This window comes from Achromobacter sp. SLBN-14 (assembly GCF_006715415.1).
Taxonomy (GTDB): Bacteria; Pseudomonadota; Gammaproteobacteria; order Burkholderiales; family Burkholderiaceae_B; genus Achromobacter; species Achromobacter mucicolens.
Window position 1 is genome coordinate 2936283 of the sequence record NZ_VFNE01000001.1, and the last position, 17807, is coordinate 2954089.

18 protein-coding genes are annotated in these 17807 nt (G+C 65.4%); 6 read left to right on the forward strand and 12 right to left on the reverse strand.

Annotated elements, in window-relative coordinates; genetic code table 11:
• Nucleotides 1-103: 103 nt before the first annotated feature.
• Together FBY20_RS13500 and FBY20_RS13505 are read right to left on the reverse strand one after the other, a co-directional pair.
• Entirely contained in the window at nt 104-1012 is a 909-nt protein-coding gene (locus FBY20_RS13500) for an ABC transporter permease (protein WP_056320485.1), read from the reverse strand.
• Nucleotides 1009-1764, reverse strand: a complete 756-nt coding sequence (locus FBY20_RS13505; RefSeq protein ID WP_056320486.1) for a cell division ATP-binding protein FtsE — start codon at nt 1762-1764, stop codon at nt 1009-1011. The genes FBY20_RS13500 and FBY20_RS13505 overlap by 4 nt, the downstream gene beginning before the upstream one ends.
• A 292-nt stretch (nt 1765-2056) precedes the next feature.
• On the opposite strand from FBY20_RS13505, the gene FBY20_RS13510 reads away from it, so the two are divergent.
• From FBY20_RS13510 to FBY20_RS13530, 5 genes are all read left to right on the forward strand, one after another.
• Nucleotides 2057-3073, forward strand: a complete 1017-nt coding sequence (locus FBY20_RS13510) for an amino acid ABC transporter substrate-binding protein (protein WP_062841275.1) — start codon at nt 2057-2059, stop codon at nt 3071-3073.
• 168 nt (nt 3074-3241) lie between these two features.
• Nucleotides 3242-4432, forward strand: a complete 1191-nt coding sequence (locus FBY20_RS13515) for an amino acid ABC transporter permease (RefSeq protein ID WP_142052683.1) — start codon at nt 3242-3244, stop codon at nt 4430-4432.
• 1 nt (nt 4433) lies between these two features.
• Nucleotides 4434-5534: an amino acid ABC transporter permease gene (locus FBY20_RS13520; protein ID WP_062841273.1), complete on the forward strand. Its 1101-nt coding sequence runs from the start codon at nt 4434-4436 to the stop codon at nt 5532-5534.
• Nucleotides 5535-5595: 61 nt separating this feature from the next.
• Nucleotides 5596-6336: an amino acid ABC transporter ATP-binding protein gene (locus FBY20_RS13525; protein WP_056320495.1), complete on the forward strand. Its 741-nt coding sequence runs from the start codon at nt 5596-5598 to the stop codon at nt 6334-6336.
• A 163-nt stretch (nt 6337-6499) separates the two neighbouring features.
• Complete coding sequence (locus FBY20_RS13530) at nt 6500-7516, forward strand: tripartite tricarboxylate transporter substrate binding protein (protein ID WP_056320497.1); 1017 nt, start codon at nt 6500-6502, stop codon at nt 7514-7516.
• A 638-nt stretch (nt 7517-8154) separates the two neighbouring features.
• Here FBY20_RS13530 and FBY20_RS13535 read toward each other — a convergent pair.
• Nucleotides 8155-8514: a hypothetical protein gene (locus tag FBY20_RS13535; RefSeq protein WP_056320501.1), complete on the reverse strand. Its 360-nt coding sequence runs from the start codon at nt 8512-8514 to the stop codon at nt 8155-8157.
• 52 nt (nt 8515-8566) lie between these two features.
• On the opposite strand from FBY20_RS13535, the gene FBY20_RS13540 reads away from it, so the two are divergent.
• Nucleotides 8567-8929, forward strand: a complete 363-nt coding sequence (locus FBY20_RS13540; RefSeq protein ID WP_056320535.1) for a glyoxalase superfamily protein — start codon at nt 8567-8569, stop codon at nt 8927-8929.
• A 9-nt stretch (nt 8930-8938) separates the two neighbouring features.
• Here the strand turns inward: FBY20_RS13540 and FBY20_RS13545 are convergent, their stop codons facing one another.
• The 9 genes from FBY20_RS13545 to FBY20_RS13585 all read right to left on the reverse strand — a co-directional run bounded on the left by FBY20_RS13545 (nt 8939) and on the right by FBY20_RS13585 (nt 17807).
• Nucleotides 8939-9631, reverse strand: a complete 693-nt coding sequence (locus tag FBY20_RS13545) for an ABC transporter ATP-binding protein (RefSeq protein WP_056320504.1) — start codon at nt 9629-9631, stop codon at nt 8939-8941.
• On the reverse strand, nt 9631-10383 hold the full coding sequence (locus tag FBY20_RS13550; RefSeq protein WP_142052686.1) for an ABC transporter ATP-binding protein: 753 nt from the start codon (nt 10381-10383) through the stop codon (nt 9631-9633). The genes FBY20_RS13545 and FBY20_RS13550 overlap by 1 nt, the downstream gene beginning before the upstream one ends.
• Nucleotides 10380-11342 (reverse strand): branched-chain amino acid ABC transporter permease, encoded by a 963-nt coding sequence (locus FBY20_RS13555; RefSeq protein WP_142055933.1) that lies wholly within the window; start codon nt 11340-11342, stop codon nt 10380-10382. The genes FBY20_RS13550 and FBY20_RS13555 overlap by 4 nt, the downstream gene beginning before the upstream one ends.
• A gap of 146 nt (nt 11343-11488) precedes the next feature.
• A complete protein-coding gene (locus FBY20_RS13560) occupies nt 11489-12403 on the reverse strand; it encodes a branched-chain amino acid ABC transporter permease (protein ID WP_082586249.1) in 915 nt (304 codons plus the stop codon).
• A gap of 79 nt (nt 12404-12482) precedes the next feature.
• Entirely contained in the window at nt 12483-13661 is a 1179-nt protein-coding gene (locus FBY20_RS13565) for an ABC transporter substrate-binding protein (protein ID WP_142052689.1), read from the reverse strand.
• Between the two features lie 104 nt (nt 13662-13765).
• Entirely contained in the window at nt 13766-14989 is a 1224-nt protein-coding gene (locus tag FBY20_RS13570) for a 3-hydroxybenzoate 6-monooxygenase (protein WP_142052692.1), read from the reverse strand.
• A 17-nt stretch (nt 14990-15006) separates the two neighbouring features.
• A complete protein-coding gene (locus FBY20_RS13575; protein ID WP_142052695.1) occupies nt 15007-16359 on the reverse strand; it encodes an FAD-dependent oxidoreductase in 1353 nt (450 codons plus the stop codon).
• Nucleotides 16360-16411: 52 nt separating this feature from the next.
• On the reverse strand, nt 16412-17437 hold the full coding sequence (locus tag FBY20_RS13580) for a tripartite tricarboxylate transporter substrate binding protein (protein ID WP_235512676.1): 1026 nt from the start codon (nt 17435-17437) through the stop codon (nt 16412-16414).
• The gene (locus FBY20_RS13585) at nt 17430-17807 is read right to left on the reverse strand and encodes a chorismate mutase (protein WP_142055935.1); all 378 of its coding nucleotides are present in this window, start codon (nt 17805-17807) and stop codon (nt 17430-17432) included. Before FBY20_RS13585 ends, FBY20_RS13580 begins: the two co-directional genes overlap by 8 nt.

The window sequence follows — 17807 nt, forward strand, 5'->3', positions numbered from 1 at the left end:
GGGGCTTCAAACGGACCTTTAGACCCGCCGGCAGATAAGACACAGACGGCGGGCTGGGCGCGGACGGCAGGACCCGAGGGGGGCGGGCCCCCTCGCAGCGGGGTCAGAACCGGGTGCTGCGCGTGACCGACCAGCGGGCAGACAGCGCGCCGAGCGCGGCGGAGGCGATGACCGCGCCGATCAGGACGGGCGCGCCCGGCAGGTGCAGGGCGAACTCCGCCCCGTAGCTGCGGGCCAGTCCCAGCAGGGCCTCGTTCAGGGGCGACAGCGCGACCGCCGCGACCCCGATGGCCAGCAAGGAGGCCAGGGCGCCGGACAGCGCACCCAAATAAAGGAACGGCCGGCGCACGAACGATTCGGTGGCGCCGACCAGCCGCGCCACGCCGATTTCCTCGCGTTGCGACAGCGCCTGCATGCGCACCGTGTTAAAGACGGTGGCCAGCACCACGACCGCCACGCACGCGGCCAGGAATCCCAGGCCGATCCGCGCGAAGCGCAGGATGGCTTCCAGCCGCTGGACCCAGGCGCTGTCCAGCTGGACGAGGTCCACGTGGTTCCATTGCTTCCAGGCCGAGGCCAGCGTATCGGCGCGTCCGGCCAGGTTGTCGCCATCGGCCAGCGTGACGACGACCGCATCGGGCAGCGGATTGCCGGGCAGCACGGCCAGCGCCTCCTGCCAGGCGGGGTTGGCGCGCAGGTCGGCCAAGGCGCTTTCGCGGCCCACCACGCGCACGGCGCGCACGTCCTGCGGGTAGTCGTCCTTGATGCGCTTGGCCACGTCCGCGGCGGCGCCTGCCGGGGCGTCCACACGCATGAAGACCGTGACCTCCGGCGTGACGGACATTTCCCGCGCAACCGGTTGCACGGACACCAGGATGGCGCTGCCCAAGAGCGGCAGCGCCAGCGCCAGCGCCATGACCAGCAGGTTGGCGAGCGAGGAGAAGGGTTGTTTGATCAGCCGGCGCAGCGTGACCAGCAGCGCGTAGCGATGTTGCCGCAGCCAGGCGTTCATGCGGACTCTCCCGGATGGCCAAGGCCTGGCTCGGTGCGGGCGGCGCGTGCCGGCGCAGCCTGTGCGGCCATGCCGTCCGTGGGGGTGGCGGGGCCGTGGGAGTCGGCAAACTTGCCCGGCTCGATCCGCAGGGTGCGGGTGGCGTAGCGCGCCATGAGTTCCTGGTCGTGCGAGGCGATCAGCGTGGTGACGCCGACGCGGTTGAAGTCGCGGAACACGTTCATGATGCGTTGCGCGTTGTCGTGGTCGAGGTTGGCGGTGGGTTCGTCCGCAATCAGGATGGCGGGCCGGTTGACGATGGCCCGGGCGATGGCCAGGCGCTGCTGCTCGCCGCCCGAAAGCTCGATGGGGTTGAGGTCTTCCTTGCCCGACAGTCCGACCTTGTCCAGGGCGGCGCGGGCGCGCGACGCGGCGGAATCCCAGGGGTGGCCCTGGACCGCCAGCGGCAGCATCACGTTTTCGAACGCGCTTCGATCGAACAGCAGGTGCGTGTCCTGCAGGATGACGCCGACCGCGCGGCGCAGGTAGGGCCGGGCGCGGGCCGGCAGCTTGTCCAGCCGCTGCCCGTTCACCTGGATGGACCCCCGGCTGGCGGGCTCAAGACCGCCGATCAGCTTGAGCAGCGTGGACTTGCCGGCGCCGGATGGCCCCGATACGAAAACGAACTCTCCCGCGCTCACGCGGAAGTTGATGTCGGCCAGAATATTGCGGCCGCGACCATACGATTTGAATACGTGCTGGAATTCGATCATGGCGGCTGTCAGATGAAGCCGCCATAGTAACTCGGGGACAGTAAGGTGGCCTACATCTGTTGGCGCGGTGGGAACATGTGCGCATCATTCGGCCGGCTGAAACACAGGTTCGTAAATCTGAAAGCGCGTCCCTGTTTTTAGTCAAAAACAGCGTTTCATTTCATCCAGTGTCCCTATATTTCAAGGGAATTCCCGGATGCGCCGTGTGCTTTTCGGACGCTACCATCCGCCCCATGCGTGGGCCCAACCCGGCCTTTGCTTTGGATTCGCTTCATCCCACACGGAGATCACGATGAAAGTACTGAAACTCGCTGCCATTGGCGCTGCCCTGTTCGCTGCATCCTCGGCTGCCAATGCGGGCGCAACCTTCGATAACGTCAAGAAGAAAGGGTTTGTCCAGTGTGGGGTTTCGACGGGCATCCCGGGGTTCTCCATCGCTGACAGCAAGGGCGAATACAAGGGTATCGACGTGGACATGTGCCGCGCCATCGCCTCTACCATGTTCGGCGACGCGACCAAGGTCAAGTTCACGCCCTTGAACACCCAGCAACGCTTCACCGCGCTGCAATCCGGCGAAGTCGACGTGCTGACCCGCAACACCACCGTCACGCTGACCCGTGACACGACGCTGGGCCTGATCGGCGTGGGCGTGAACTACTACGACAGCCAGGGCGTCATGGTCTCCAAGGACCTGAACGTCAAGAGCGCCAAGGAACTGAACGGCGCCACCATCTGCGTGCAGCCGGGCACCACCACCGAACTGAACCTCGCCGACTGGTTCCGCAGCCAGAAGATCGAATTCAAGCCGGTCGTGATCGACAAGTACGACGAAATCATCCGCGCCTTCTCGGCCGGCCGTTGCGACGCGTTCACGACCGACAAGTCGCAGCTCGCCTCGACCCGCACGACGCTCGAGAATCCGGACAAGTTCGTCATCCTGCCGGAAGACTTCTCGAAGGAACCGTTGGGTCCGATGGTGCGCCAGGGCGACGAGCAGTGGTTCAACATCGTGCGCTGGTCGCTGAACGCCATGCTGGAAGCCGAGGAATACGGCATCACCAAGGCCAACGTCGACGAAATGCTCAAGAGCCCCAACCCCAACATCCAGCGCATCCTGGGCGTGACCCCGGGCATGGGCAAGAACCTGGGCGTGGACGACAAGTGGGCCTACAACATCATCAAGAACGTAGGTAACTACGGCGAAAGCTTCGAAGCCACGCTGGGCAAGAACAGCGCGATGAAGCTGGAGCGCGGCTTGAACGCTTCGTACAAGCAAGGTGGCTTGATGTACGGCTGGCCGGTGCGCTGACGCGCGGCTGCCTGGCATGGCGGAGCACGGCTCTCCGTCATGCCTAGGGCCTGTCTGCACAGGACGTGTATTCTGGACAGGCCCTAACCCGCCTTCGGGCGGGCGGCAGAAGTGGGTGGCGCGGCTTTTCGGGCCTGCCACCCGGTGTCCGACTTCTGTAGATTCATCATGATGACTCCCAACAAAAACGCCCCGATTTCGGCACCCCCACGGCGTCTGAACTGGAACGATCCCGGCGTACGCTCCGTGGTCTACCAGGTCATTGCGCTGACCGCGGTAGCCTGGGCCGTGTGGTTCCTGGTTTCAAACACGCTCCACAACCTGTCCGTGCGCAACATCGCCACGGGCTTCGGCTTCCTGAACCGCGAGGCGGGCTTTGCCATCGGCGAAACCGCCATCGCCTATTCCCCCTCTGACACTTACGGCCGAGCCATCGTGATCGGCCTGCTCAACACGCTGCGCGTCGCCGTCCTTGGCATCGTGCTGGCGACCATCCTGGGCACGCTCATCGGCATCGGCCGCCTGTCCAAGAACTGGCTCGTGGCCAAGATCACCTCTGTGTATGTCGAGGTGATGCGCAACGTGCCGCTGCTGCTGCAGCTCTTCTTCTGGTATGCGCTGATCACCGAGAACATGCCGGGTCCGCGCCAGGCGCACAATCCGCTGCCGGGCGTGTTCATTTCCAACCGCGGCCTGAAAGTGCCGGCGCTGGAAGGCAACTCGCTCGACTGGATGCTGGCCGGGCTTGGACTGGCGATCGTCGCGATCATCATCCTGGGCCACTACGGCAAGAAGCGCCATGAGGCCACCGGCCACATGTTCCCGCTGGGCCGCTGGGCCATTGGCCTCTTGATCGGGCTGCCGTTTATCGGCTGGCTGGTCAGCGGCGCGTCGCTGACGCTGGACATGCCTGAGCTCAAGGGCTTTAACTTCTCGGGTGGCCTGACGCTGTCGCCGGAGTTCGCCGCGCTGCTGGCGGGTCTGGTGATCTACACATCGGCGTTCATTGCCGAAGTGGTGCGCTCGGGCATCCAGGCGGTCAGCAACGGCCAATGGGAAGCCGCGGGCTCGCTGGGCCTGCCGCGCTCGAAGGTGCTGCGCCTGGTGATCCTGCCGCAGGCGCTGCGCGTGATCATCCCTCCGATGACCAGCCAGTACCTGAACCTGACGAAGAACAGCTCGCTGGCCGTGGCCATCGGGTACCCCGACATCGTGTCGGTGGTGAACACGACACTGAACCAGACGGGCCAGGCCATCGAGGGCATTCTCATCATCATGGGCGCGTACCTGACGGTCAGCCTGTCGATCTCGATCTTCATGAACTGGTACAACAAGCGCATCGCGCTGGTGGAGCGTTGATATGAGCAGCACTACGCATACCCCCAGCGAAGCCCTGCCTCCGCCCAGCAACCAGACCGGAGCCTGGGCGTGGCTCAGGACGCGTCTGTTCTCGTCGCCGCTGAACATCCTCATCACGGTGCTGCTCGCGTGGTTCCTGCTGATGGCGGTGCCGGCGCTGGTTGAATGGGCCTTCATCAAGGCCAGCTTCGATGCCACGAACGCACAGGAGTGCCGCGCCGCCGGCGGCGCTTGCTGGGCGTTCATCATTGAAAAGCACCGGCTGATCCTGTTCGGCACGTATCCCTACGATGAACAATGGCGGCCGCTGATCGCCACCGTCATCCTGGTGGGCGTGATCGTCTGCAGCGGCATCCGCCGTTTCTGGAACTGGAAGCTTGCCGTCATCTGGACCGTGGGCCTGACGGCGGTTGCGCTGCTGATGTGGGGCGGCGTGTTCGGCCTGACCTACGTGGAAAACGCGCGCTGGGGCGGTCTGCCGCTGACGCTCATCCTGTCCACGTTCGGCATCGCCTTCGCGTTCCCGATCGGCGTGCTGCTGGCCTTGGGCCGGCGCTCGAAGATGCCGGCGATCAAGGCGCTGTGCGTCGTGTACATCGAGCTGATCCGCGGCGTGCCGCTCATCAGCCTGCTGTTCATGTCGTCGGTGATGCTGCCGCTGTTCCTGCCGGAAGGCTTTTCGATCGACAAGCTGCTGCGCGCGCAGATCGCAATCATCATGTTCGCCGCGGCCTACATCGCGGAAACGGTGCGGGGCGGTTTGCAGGCGATTCCGAAGGGACAGTACGAGGGCGCGGATTCGCTGGGCCTGAACTACTGGCAGCAGATGCGCAAGATCATTCTGCCGCAGGCGCTCAAGATCGTGATTCCGCCGCTGGTCAGCATCTTCATCGCGCTGTTCAAGGACACGTCGCTGGTGGTGATCATCGGCATTTTCGACCTGACGCTGGCGGCCAAGGCAGCCTTGTCCGATGCGGCATGGCGCGGATTCGGGGTGGAAGCGTACCTGTTCATTTCGCTGATCTACTTCGTCTTCTGCTTCTCCATGTCCAAATACAGCCAGGCGCTGGAAAAACGCCTGGCCACGGGTCACGCACGCTAGCAATTTGCCGCGCGTCCGCCGCCAGGCGGGCGCGCACCGCGATACTTACGGGAGTACAGGCATGTCGGATGCCATTATTCGTTTGCAGGACGTGAACAAGTGGTACGGCCAGTTCCACGTGTTGCGCAACATCAACCTGGACGTGGCGCCAGGCGAGCGCATCGTGGTGTGCGGACCCTCGGGTTCGGGCAAGTCCACGATGATCCGCTGCATCAACCGCCTTGAAGAGCACCAGAAGGGCCACATCATCGTGGACGGCACGGAGCTCACCAATGACCTGAAGCACATCGAGACGATCCGCAAGGACGTGGGTATGGTGTTCCAGCACTTCAATCTTTTCCCGCATCTGACGGTGCTGGAAAACCTGACGCTGGGACCCATGTGGGTGCTGAAGAAGCCGCGCGCGGAAGCGGAAGCCACCGCAATGAAGTACCTGGAGCGCGTGCGGATTCCGGAGCAGGCCAAGAAGTTTCCGGGCCAGTTGTCGGGCGGCCAGCAGCAGCGCGTGGCGATCGCGCGGTCGCTGTGCATGAACCCCAAGATCATGCTGTTCGATGAGCCGACGTCGGCGCTGGATCCGGAAATGGTGAAGGAAGTGCTGGACGTGATGGTGAGCCTGGCCCAGGAAAGCGGCATGACGATGATCTGCGTGACCCACGAAATGGGTTTTGCGCGCAAGGTCGCGAACCGCGTGATCTTCATGGACCGCGGCGAGATCATCGAACAGAACACCCCGGACGAGTTCTTCGACAACCCGCAGAACGAACGGACCAAGCTCTTCCTGAGCCAGATCCTGCACTGACCGCGCTCGGATCCGTCAAACCGCCTTCGGGCGGTTTTTTCTTAGTGCCGACGGCCAATTGCGGGAATTCGGGGCGTTCTTGCTGGTAGCCCTTTGTTACCTCCGTCACGACGGTGGGGTATGCTACTGACCGCCAATGATTACGGAGTGAGGAGAACACACCATGACGAATACCCCCCGCAGCGCCGTGCGCCGCGCCCTGTTGCAAGGCGCCGTGGCGCTGGCCGCCACCCTGCCTTTCGGCGCCCCGGCGCTGGCGCAGGCCGCTGACTTCCCGACGAAGCCGATCCGCTTCGTGGTGCCTTACCCGCCCGGCGGCCCGCTGGATACGATGGCGCGCATGCTGGCGGAGAAGGTGCGCGGTTCGCTGGGTCAGCCGGTGATCGTGGAAAACCGTTCGGGCGCGGGCGGCAATATCGGCGCGGACCTGGTGGCCAAGGCGCAGCCTGACGGCTACACCCTGGTGATGGGCGCGGTGGCAACGCACGCGATCAATCCGTGGCTGTTCGCCAACCTGCCGTACGACCCGGTGAAGGATTTTGCGCCGGTGACGATCGTGGCGGCGGTGCCGAACGTGCTGGTGATGAATCTGGAGTTCGCGCAGAAGAACAAGATCGAGACGCTGGCGGACTTGATCGAATACGCGAAGAAGAATCCGGGCAAGCTGAATTACGGTTCGGGCGGCAATGGCAGCGCGGGCCACCTGTCGGGCGAGCTGCTGAAAGCGCGGGCCGGCATCAATGTGGAGCACATCCCCTACCAGGGCGCGGCGCCGGCGCAGTTGGCGCTGCTGTCGGGCCAGTCGGACTTCATGTTCGACAATCTGGCGGCGTCGGCGCCGCTGATCAAGGACGGCAAGGTGAAGGCGCTGGCGGTGACGACGGCCAAGCGCTCGTCGTTGCTGGCTGATGTGCCGACCGTCGAGGAATCGGGCGTGAAGGGTTTTGACCTGGGCACGTGGTTCGGGGTGTTCACGACGGGCGGCACGCCGGCGCCGGTGGTGGCCAAGCTGAACAAGGCCTATGCCGAGGCGATGGGGCAGGCGGATGTGAAGCAGCGTCTGCTGACGATGGGCTCCGAAGCGGGCCCGATGACGCCTGAAGCGTTTGCTGATTTTGTGAAGGCCGAAAAGGCGAAGTATCAGGAGATCGTGAAGATTTCGGGTGCTAGCTTGAATTGATGGCGCTGGCAACGGGCATCTTCTTTACGGGATGCCTGTTGCGATGCAGTTTTGCGGCCCGCCGGGATGCTTTCCTGGCGGGCGTTTTGTTTTCTGATGGTGCGTGGATGCTTTCCGGTCGGGGGCTTTGCTTTCTGGTGACACCTGGATGCTTTCCGGTCGGGAGCTTTGCTTTCTAGTGACGCCCGGCGCGTCGCCGGCCTGTGGCGCGCGGGGCTACGATTGCGGTCCGGAGCCTTCGCTCCGGACTGCCCCTTCGTCATCTTCGTCCAGGCCTTCGGCCTTCCCTTCAGATTCCCTCGGGCGCATCTACACGCCCCGCGCACCACAGGCCGCCGCCACACCGGGCTCGGGTGGATTCAGCTTGGCGGGCGCTGGGGCGGGTGGGGTTCTTGAGGTTCTTGCCGGCGTCGACTGGGTTTGAAGCGTCTTGCGGTGCCCGCCCCGCGTCGGCCGCGCGGGCGGCCTGGCGGGGCATACGCGCTGTCTCGCGTCGGGGCGATGACGCTGCGCGCTGTTGCGCCAGGTGTCTGACACCCTCAGAGACGCCGCTCCGAGCCCGGGCATATGCGACCCGCGTGTCTGACACCCATCGAAGCGCAAACCCATGCACGGCGCGAAACGCCCATGCGCCTACCTCAAACCGCCGGTCCCTTGATCAGCCACTGCAACATCCTTTGCAGCGAAGCCCGGTCATATTCCGCATCGGTCAACCGGTATTGCTCCGGATCACGGTTCACCCACGAATCAGTCACCGTCCACGCATCGCCGTCCTGCTCCAGCCGCAGCGCGTAGATCCAGTTTCCGGTCCAGCTGCGATGCAAACGCAGCCAGCCGTCATGCAGGTAGATGAACCATTTGTCTTCCATCTCCTGCGGAATCACGCCGTGCTGCAAGCGGGCGTACTCGTCGGCGGTATAACGCCCCTGAAAATGCAGCGGTTCACGTTGGGCTGGCGCGGGCAGGTGTTTCCAGGAGTCTTGCGTGGCAATGGGCATGAATGGGCTTCTGTTCTATGCTGGTTTTTTCGCATCCTACCAAGGACCCGCCATGCACCTGCAAGCCGCGATTCCGATTCTGCGCATTTTCTCCGTTGAAAAGGCGCGCGATTTCTATCTGGACTTTCTGGGGTTCACCTGGGATTGGGAGCATCGCTTCGAAGCGGGCTTTCCGCTGTATGCGCAGGTGCATCGGGACGATCTGGTGCTGCACCTGTCGGAGCATCACGGCGATGCGACGCCGGGATCGGCGGTGTTTGTGCGGATGCAGGGCGTGGATGCGTTTCACGCTGAGGTCAGCGCGAAGCAGTACGCCTACATGCGGCCTTGTGTGGAAGAAATGCCGTGGGGGCGCGTGATGGCGGTGATCGATCCGTTTGGCAACCGGTTGAGCTTTTGCGAGTCGCAGGATTAGCGGCGGGCGCTACACACCCAGGTAGCGGTGCGCCAGTTCGGGTTGCGCGGCCAGTTCGGCGGGGCTGCCTTGCCAGACGACGCGGCCCTTTTCCAGGACGTGGTGGCGGTCGACCAGGGTGGCCATTTCCTTGAGGTTCTTGTCTATTACCAGAATGGTCTGGCCTTCTTCCTTCAAGCGGCGCAGGCAGTTCCAGATTTCCTGACGGATGAGCGGTGCGAGGCCTTCGGTGGCTTCGTCCAGGATGAGCAGGCGCGGGTTGATGAGGAGGGCACGGCCGACGGCGAGCATCTGTTGTTCGCCGCCTGAGAGGGTGCGGGCCGATTGGGTGCGGCGCTCTTTCAGGCGCGGAAAGAGGTCGAAGACGCGGCCGACGTGCCAGCCGGCGCGGGTGTTGCGGGCGGTGGCGATGAGGTTTTCTTCGACCGATAGTGATCCGAATACGCGGCGGCCTTCGGGGACGAGGCCGATGCCGAGTTGGGCGATGCGGTGCGGCGCCATGCCATTGATGGGTTTGCCGTCGAGCAGGATGCTGCCGCCCTGTGCGGGCAGCATGCCCATGAGGGTTTTGACGGTGGTGCTCTTGCCCATGCCGTTGCGGCCGATCAGGGAGACGACCTGGCGCGGCGCGATGTCCAGGTCGACGCCGAATAGCACTTTGCTGGCGCCGTAGCCGCCTTGCAGTTGTTTGACTTGCAGCATCAGTTTTCCTCGCCCAGGTAGGCGGCACGCACGTCGAGATGGCGGCGCACGTCGTCGGGCGTGCCGGTGAAGATCGTCTTGCCGTAGACCAGCACGGTGACGCGGTCGGCCAGCGCGAAGACGGCGTCCATGTCGTGTTCGACCAGCAGGATGGCGTAGCGGCCCTTGAGGGTCTGGAGCAGGGCGGTCATGCGCTGCGATTCCTCGGCGCCCATGCCGGCCATGGGTTCGTCCAGCAGCAGGACGGACGCGTCCAGCGATAGCGCCATGGCCAGTTCAAGCTGGCGCTTTTCGCCGTGCGCCAGCGCCGAGACGCGCACGCCGGCGCGGTCGCCCAGGCCAACGCGTTCGAGGGCGTCGCGCGCGGGCTCGCGCAGCCGCGCCATGCGCCGGGCGTTGCGCCAGAGGTTGAAGCCGCCGGGGCTATGCGCCTGCACGGCCATGGCGACGTTGTCTTCGGCGGTGAAGTCGGGATAGAGCTGGCTGATCTGGAAGGAACGGGCCAGTCCGGCGGCGGGGCGCTTGTGGGCGGGCATGCGCGTGATGTCGCCGCCGTCGAGCCAGATACTGCCGGCGTCGGGCAGGATCTCGCCGCTGATCTGGGAGAGCAGGGTGGTCTTGCCCGCGCCGTTGGGGCCGATGAGGGCGTGCAGTTCACCGGGCCGCACGGCCAGGTTGACGTCCTGCGTGGCGTGCACGGCGCCAAAGGATTTCTGCAGGCCGCGGATTTCCAGTTTGGGGTGTGATGTCATTGCTTGCCTCCCGCCAGCCAGCCGTATACGCCGCGCTTGCCAAAGAGCACGACCAGGACCAGCACGGGCCCCAGGATCAGCATCCAGTGCTCGGTCCAGCCGGTGGCGACCTGTTCCAGGCCCAGGTACACGGCCACGCCGAGCACGGGGCCGAAGATGGAGCCCATGCCGCCCAGGATGACCATGGCCATGAGTTCGCCCGACTTCTGCCAGGCCGACATGTCGGGGCTGACGAAGAGCGCGTAGTTGGCCCACAGCGCGCCCGCCAGTCCGGTGCCGGCCGCCGACAGCACGAATGCAGTAAGGCGGTAGCGCAGCGGCGCGAGTCCCAGCCCGATGCTGCGGCGCGGGTTCTGCTTGATGCTTTGCAGGGCCATGCCGAAGGGCGAGTTGACGATGCGCCGGCACACGATGATCCACGCAGTCATGAGCGCCAGGCAGACGTAGTAGAAGGTGGATGGATCGTTCAGGTTCAGGCCGGGCAGCGTGTTGCGCGCGTCGATGGACAGGCCGTCGTCGCCGCCGTAGATCATGAGCCCGACGAGGATGAAGTACAGCATCTGTCCGAACGCCAGCGTGATCATGATGAACTGCACGCCCGAGGTGCGCAGCGACAGAAAGCCGACCACCAGGCCCAGCAGGCCTGCGACGGCGACGGCCAGGGGCCACATGACCAGCGCGGCGTTGCTGCCGCTCCAGCCGAACAGCGTCTCGCCCTGGTTCACGTGGAAGGCGGCGATGCCGATGACGTAGCCGCCCAGGCCAAAGAACGCGGCATGGCCGAAGCTGACCATGGCGCCGTAGCCCAGGATGAGGTCCAGGCTGACAGCGGCGATGGCGTAGATGAGAAAGCGCGTCATGAGGTTGACGAGAAAGCTCTCGCCGGTGGCCGATGCGATGGCCGGCACCAGCACGAAAAGCAGCAGCCCGATGGTGTTGACGATGACGCTGCGGGTGATGCGTGGCCGGCTTGCCGAATAGGTGTCGGAGCAGGTGTCTGACACCCCCGATGCACGGTCGTGGCATGCGGCGTTTGCGTGCTGGGTGTCAGACACCGGGGCAATTGCGGCAGACGGTGGAATTGATCTGGTCATGAATATCGTTCCTAGCGCTGGGCCGGCACCAGTCCGCGCGGCTTGAACAGCAGCACGATGGCCATCAGGATGTAGATGCTGGCGGACACGAGACTGGAGCTGGCCGAGTCCGACAATTCTGGCGGCAGCAGGCGCGACATCCAGAAGGGGATGTAGGCGCGCCCCAGCGCGTCGGTCATGCCGATCATCAGCGAGCCCACTAGCGCGCCGCGCACGGAGCCCACGCCGCCCACCACGATGACGACGAAGGTGGTGATGAGGATGCGTTCGCCCATGCCGATCTCCACGGCCAGCAGGGGCGCGGCCATGACGCCGGCAAAGCCGCAGAGCAACGCGCCCAGCGTGAAGATCAGGGTGAACAGACGCTGGATGTTCACGCCCAGCGCATCGACCATTTCGCCGTCGTCGGCGCCCGCGCGCACCAGCATGCCGACCCGCGTGCGCGAGATCAGCAGCCACAATCCCAGCGCGACGAGCGCGCCGGCGCCAATGAAGGCCAGCCGCATGATGGGATAGTTCAGGCCGGGCAGGAGCGCGACGGACCCGGACAAGAAAGGAGGAATGTCCATGAACGGCGGGCTGCGGCCAAACAGCACGGTGACCAGTTCATTGGTGAAGAGCGTCAGCCCCAGCGTGGCCAGCACCTGATCCAGGTGATCGCGCCGGTACAGATGACGGATGACCAGCAGCTCGATCACCAGGCCGTACAGCGCCGCGCCCGCCAGCGCGGCCAGCAGCGAAGCTGCGAACGACCCGGTGGACGCCGCCGCGCTGGCGGCGCAGAACGCGCCCACCATGTAGAAAGAGCCGTGCGTCAGGTTGATGACGTTCATGATGCCGAACACCAGCGTCAATCCGGCCGACAACAGAAACAGCAAGGCGCTGTATTGCAGGCCGTTCAGGACCTGCTCCAGGAACATCAGCATTGCGACTCCTTCTTGGGAGCGTCCGTGTAGTGAGGCTGCGCGGCGCCGGCAAGCCCGGTGCCGCGCAGCCCGTGCCGCGTCATTGCATCTTGCAGTCGGCCGCGTGCACGTCGGTGTGGTCGTGCGCCAGCACCTTCAGGTTCTTGTAGACCAGCTTGCCGTCGGGTCCGGCTTCGATGTGCAGCAGATACCAGTCCTGGATGGGGTGCTGGTTCGAGCCGAACTTGAACTTGCCGCGCACGCTGGGAAAGTCGGCGCGCCGCAGCGCGTTGCGAAAGTCGTCGGGCTTGCCGATGATGTCCCCATTCACGGCTTTCAATGCGGAGCCGATCAGGTTGGCGGTGTCGTAGGCCTGGGCCGCGTACGCGGTGGGCGGGCGGTTGTAGGCCTTGGTGAAGGCCTCGACGAAGTGCTTGCTCTGCGGGTTGTCCAGGTCGGCGCTCCACAGCGAGCTCAGGTAAAAGCCCTTGCCGGCGGTGCCGGTGGCGGCCAGCATGCGGTCGTCCATCGAGTAGATGGGCGTGATCATCTTGATCTTGTCGGCCAGCCCCGAGTTGGCGAATTGCTTGGTCAGGTTGATGCCCGCGCCGCCCGGATGAAACTGGAAGATGGCATCGGGGTTGAGCGAGCGGATGCGCGCCAGTTCCACCGAGAAGTCGGCCTGTTCGAGCTTGGTGTAGATCTCGTCGGCGATCTCGCCCTTGTAGGTGCGCTTGAATCCGGCAATGGCGTCGCGCCCGGCCTGGTAGTTCGGGGCCATGATGACGACGCGCTTGGCGCCCAGTTCGTTGGCGGCCATGCCGGCGGTGTCGGCGTACGAGTCGTTCTGGAACGCCACCGCGAAGTAGTTGGGATTGCAGGCCTTGCCGGCGTAGTTGGAGGGGCCGGCGTTCAGGCTGACATAGAAGGCGCCCGCGTTCAGCACGGTGGGGCCAACGGCGGCCATCACGTTCGAGAAGTTGATGCCGGTGAACAGGCGCACTCCGCCCTGCACCATCTTGTCGGCGATCTGCTTGGCGTTGGCGGGCTTGAGCGCATCATCCTCCACGCGCACGTTGACCGGCACGCCGCCCAGCTTGCCGCCGCCTTCCTTGACGGCCAGCATGAAGGCGTCGCGCTCGTCCTCGCCGATGTAGCCGGCGGGCGTGGACAGGGTGCCGATGAAGCCGATGTCCACCGGTTTGGGCTGCGCGCTGGCCGCGTACGAGGCCAATGACAGCATGACGGCGGCGGCGCCGCGGATGGTGCTTTTGTGCATGGTTGTCTCCTCTGGTGCTTTTCTTGCACTCGTGCTTGTTGTGCTGCGCTGTGTTGATACCGCTTGCCCTGCTGTTTCCTGTCCTGCTGTTTGGTTATCGGTTGCTATTGCGGCGGCTTGGCCTGCAGGCAGTTCTCCACTTTCCACCCGTACAGCCACTGCAACGCGTCGTAGAACTGGGACTGGCTGCGCCCCGTCCACAGCATGTTGCGCACGGTGCGCTCCACGCCGCGCGCGTGATAGAGCCGGCCCATTTCCCGCGTTGACCACACCACGCGCGCGCTGCGCGGGATGCGCACCGATTCGTACAGCCGGAAGGCGGCCGGCAGGTCGTGATCGCACTGCCGGATCGCCTCGCCCAGCGTCACGGCGTCTTCCAGCGCCATGCAGGCGCCCTGGGCCATGTATTGCGTCATGGGGTGGGCGGCGTCGCCCAGGATCGTGACGCGTCCCTGGCCCCACTGCTCCACGGGTTCGCGATCGGCGGTGGCCCAGCGTTTCCACGAGGTCGGCCGGTCCAGCATCTGGTGCGGGGTCGGGTGGATGCCCTGGAAGTAGGACAGCACCTCGTCCTTGCTGCCTTCGCGCACGCCCCATTCCTCTTTTTCGCGGCTATGGAAGGTGACGACCAGGTTGTATTGCTGGCCGCCGCGCAAGGGGTAGTGCACCAGATGGCAGTGCGGACCGGCCCACAGCACGGGCGCGTTGATGCGCAGCTCTCGCGGCATGTTGTCCTGTTCGACCACGGCGCGATAGACGACGTGGCCAGTTACGCGCGCCGGGTCGCCCACCATGCGCTCGCGGATCACGGACTTCACGCCGTCCGCGCCCACCACGGCGTCGGCGCGGTAGCGGTTGCCCTGCGTGTCCACCACCTCCACGCCGCGTTCGTCCTGCGACATGCTGGCGATCTGCGTGGACGTGCGGAACTGGATCAGCGGGTCCTGCTGCACGGCCTCCAGGATCGACAGGTGGATGTCGGCGCGATGGATGACGGCGTAAGGGCCGCCAAACCGCGCGCGAAACGCCTCGCCGGTGTCGATGCGCACGACCTCTTTGGCGTCCACGGCATCCATCATGATGATGTGATCTGTGAAGACGGCCCGCTCGCGCGCCGTGCGGCCCACGCCCAGGGCGTCGAGCGCCGCGAACGCGTTGGGTCCGAGCTGGATGCCGGCGCCGATCTCGCCGATATGCGCCGCCTGCTCCAGCAGTTGAACCGCGATGCCCTGCCGCGTCAGCGCCAGCGCGGCGGCCAGGCCGCCGATGCCGCCGCCCACGACGATCACGGTTTGCGTTTTGGGCTTTGCAGCCTGGTTTTGCGTCATGTCGGAATCCCCCGGGATCAGTCCTGGCCGCCCAGGAAGGCGCCCTGCTTTTTCAATTGCGCCTGCAGCGCGGGGATGGACACGTCGCCGGGCGCGATGCCCTCGCGCAATGCCATTGCGGATGCGGTGCCCGCGGCCTCGCCCATCACAAAGCAGCTGCCGCTCACGCGGGCGGCCGATTGGCCTTCGTGCGTCATGGAGGCGCAGCGGCCCGCCACCAGCACGTTGTCGGCCACGCCCGGGCCGCGCCGGGGCACCATCATGCGAAACGGCAGCTGGTTGTAGCCGCGCGATTCCGGAATCGGCGGCCAGACCCATTTGACGTCGCCGGCGGTGTGCATCTCCAGCGGCCAGCCATTGACGCCGATGCTGTCGGGAAAGTCGGCGCAACCCAGCACGTCTTCCTGGCTGAGCACCGCCTCGCCGACGATGCGGCGGGTCTCGCGAATGCCAAGCTGCGGCGCGATGTCCAGCACATAGGCCTGTTCGAAGCCCGGCACCTTGGCGCGCAGGAAAGCCAGGTAGTTCATGATCTGCCGGCGGCCCTCCAGTTCGCCTGCCGACAGCGAATCCGCGTTGGTGCCGTCCGCGGCGCTGCCGTCGGCGTTGGCCAGCTGCGTGACGTTCACGCGCCATTCGTAATCGTGCTTTTGCGGGCGCACGATGGCGCCCTTGCGCGGAAAGGTGAACTCGCCGCTGGCGGCAGCCTCGTCCATCAGCGCCGGAATGGTCTTCCAGGCTTCCTGCGCCCGCGCGCCGTCGACATTGCCCACCTTGAACATCAGCGTGGGATACAGCATGTGGCCGTGCGCATCGCCCTTTTCAAACGGCAGGCCGCCCCATTGCGCGATATCGGCGTCGCCCGAGCAGTCGATGAAGATCTCTGCGCGTACGGCGCAGCGGCCGGACTTGGTTTCCAGGAACAGGGCGTCCACGCGGCCCTGGCCGTCACGCGCGACGCCGGTGGCCAGCGCGTGAAACAACACCTGCGCACCGCTGTCCTGCACCAGGCCGTCGGCCGCGCACTTGTACGCTGAGATGTCGTAGGCCTGCGCGTGGATCTTGCCCAGGATCAGATGCGGGTCGTTCAGCCCGTCCATCGCGCGCATGCGGTCGAGCAGGTCGTCGGTCATGCCGTGCACCACCTGCCGGATGTCGCCATGGATGTTGGCGTGCAGGCCGCAGAAGTTGGACACGCCCGCAGCGGTGCCCATGCCGCCCAGAAATCCATAGCGCTCCACCAGCAGCACGCTGGCGCCATTGCGCGCGGCGCTGGCGGCCGCCAGCACGCCGGCCGGGCCGCCGCCCAGGACGACGACCTCGTACTCGCCATAAAGCGGCACCTGGCGGGCGGGTTCGGTGATGACCATCTGACTCTCCTTGCTTGTTGCTGTCGGCGCGCGGCCGGGCCGCGCGACGTCCTTACTGGCCCTTGATGCCCAGCTTCTTGATCAACGGCTCCCAGCGCTTCAACTCGTCGTCCATGTAGCCGCGAAACTGCGCGGGCGTATCGCCGACCGGGTCCATGAACTGCGCCTGCAGCCGCTTGGCGACCTCGGGGTCGTGAATGGCCTGGATCAGCGCGTCCGACAGCTTCTTCTGCACATCGGCCGGCGTCTTGGACGACACCACGAAGCCGATCCACGCGGAGCCTTCGATCCCTTGCACGCCCACTTCGGCCAGCGTCGGGATATCGGGCAGCAGGGCGGAGCGCTTGGACGAGGTCACCGCCAGCGCCTTGAGCCGGCCGTCCTTGACCATGGGCATCACCGCTATAGGCGGCAGCGCGGCAAACTGCGTGTCGCCCGACAGCAGCGAGGTCAGCGCCGCCGGCGACGACGGATAGGGCACATGCGTGGCGCGCGCGCCGATCTGCTGCAATAGCAACTCCACAGCCAGATGCGAGACCGTGCCCGCGCCCGGCGACGGGAAGTTGTACTTGTCCGGGTTCTTCTTCAATGCCTCCAGAAGCTGGCCGATGTTGTCGATGCCGGCAGCGGCCGGCACCACCAGCACATTGGGCTGGTGCACGGCCAGCGTCAGCGGCGACAGGTCCTTGGCGGGCGCGTAGGGAAGCTTGTCGAACAGCAGCGTGTTGTTCACCAGCGGACCGGTGATCGACACGCCGAACGTGTAGCCGTCCGGCTTGGCATTGGCGATGGCGAAGGTACCGATGTTGCCGCTGGCGCCGGGCTTGTTCTCGACGACGATGGTCTGGCCCAGGATCGCGCCGGCCTTCTCGCTGACGATGCGCGCAACCTGGTCGGGGCTGGAGCCCGGGCCGAACGGCACCACGGCCTTGAGCGGCTGCGTGGGCCATGCGTCGGCGGCGGTGGCGGCCAGCGGCGCCAGCACGGCCAGGCCAAACGCCGCGGCGCGGGTCGTAAAAAGGCGTGCAAAACGGCGTGAAAGGCGGCGGCCCGGTTGCGAGGTCGAAGAATCAAGCATGCGTGTCTCCCACGTTCTTCATGGTGTCGAAATAGGTCTGTTCATTGGCGATGAAGGCGGCCACCATCGCGCGGTAGGTGGCGTCCACCACCTGCTCCAGGTTCGTGAATCCCTGGTTGTGGCGCTGGGCCAGCGCCCGGGCCTTCTCGAAGACCTGCGCCTGGCGCGCGGGCGCGCTCACCTGAAAGGCGTCGCGCTTGAAGCGCGCGGCGTCCTTCACGTACATCGCCCGCTCGGCAATCAGCCGCACGATCTCGTCGTCCAGCCGGTCGATATTGGCGCGCACGTCCGCCAGGGTGGCGCACAGCCGGTGGTAGGCCGGGTCGGTGTACTCGCGCAGCGGGGCGCCTTGCGTGTCGGGTTCTTGCAT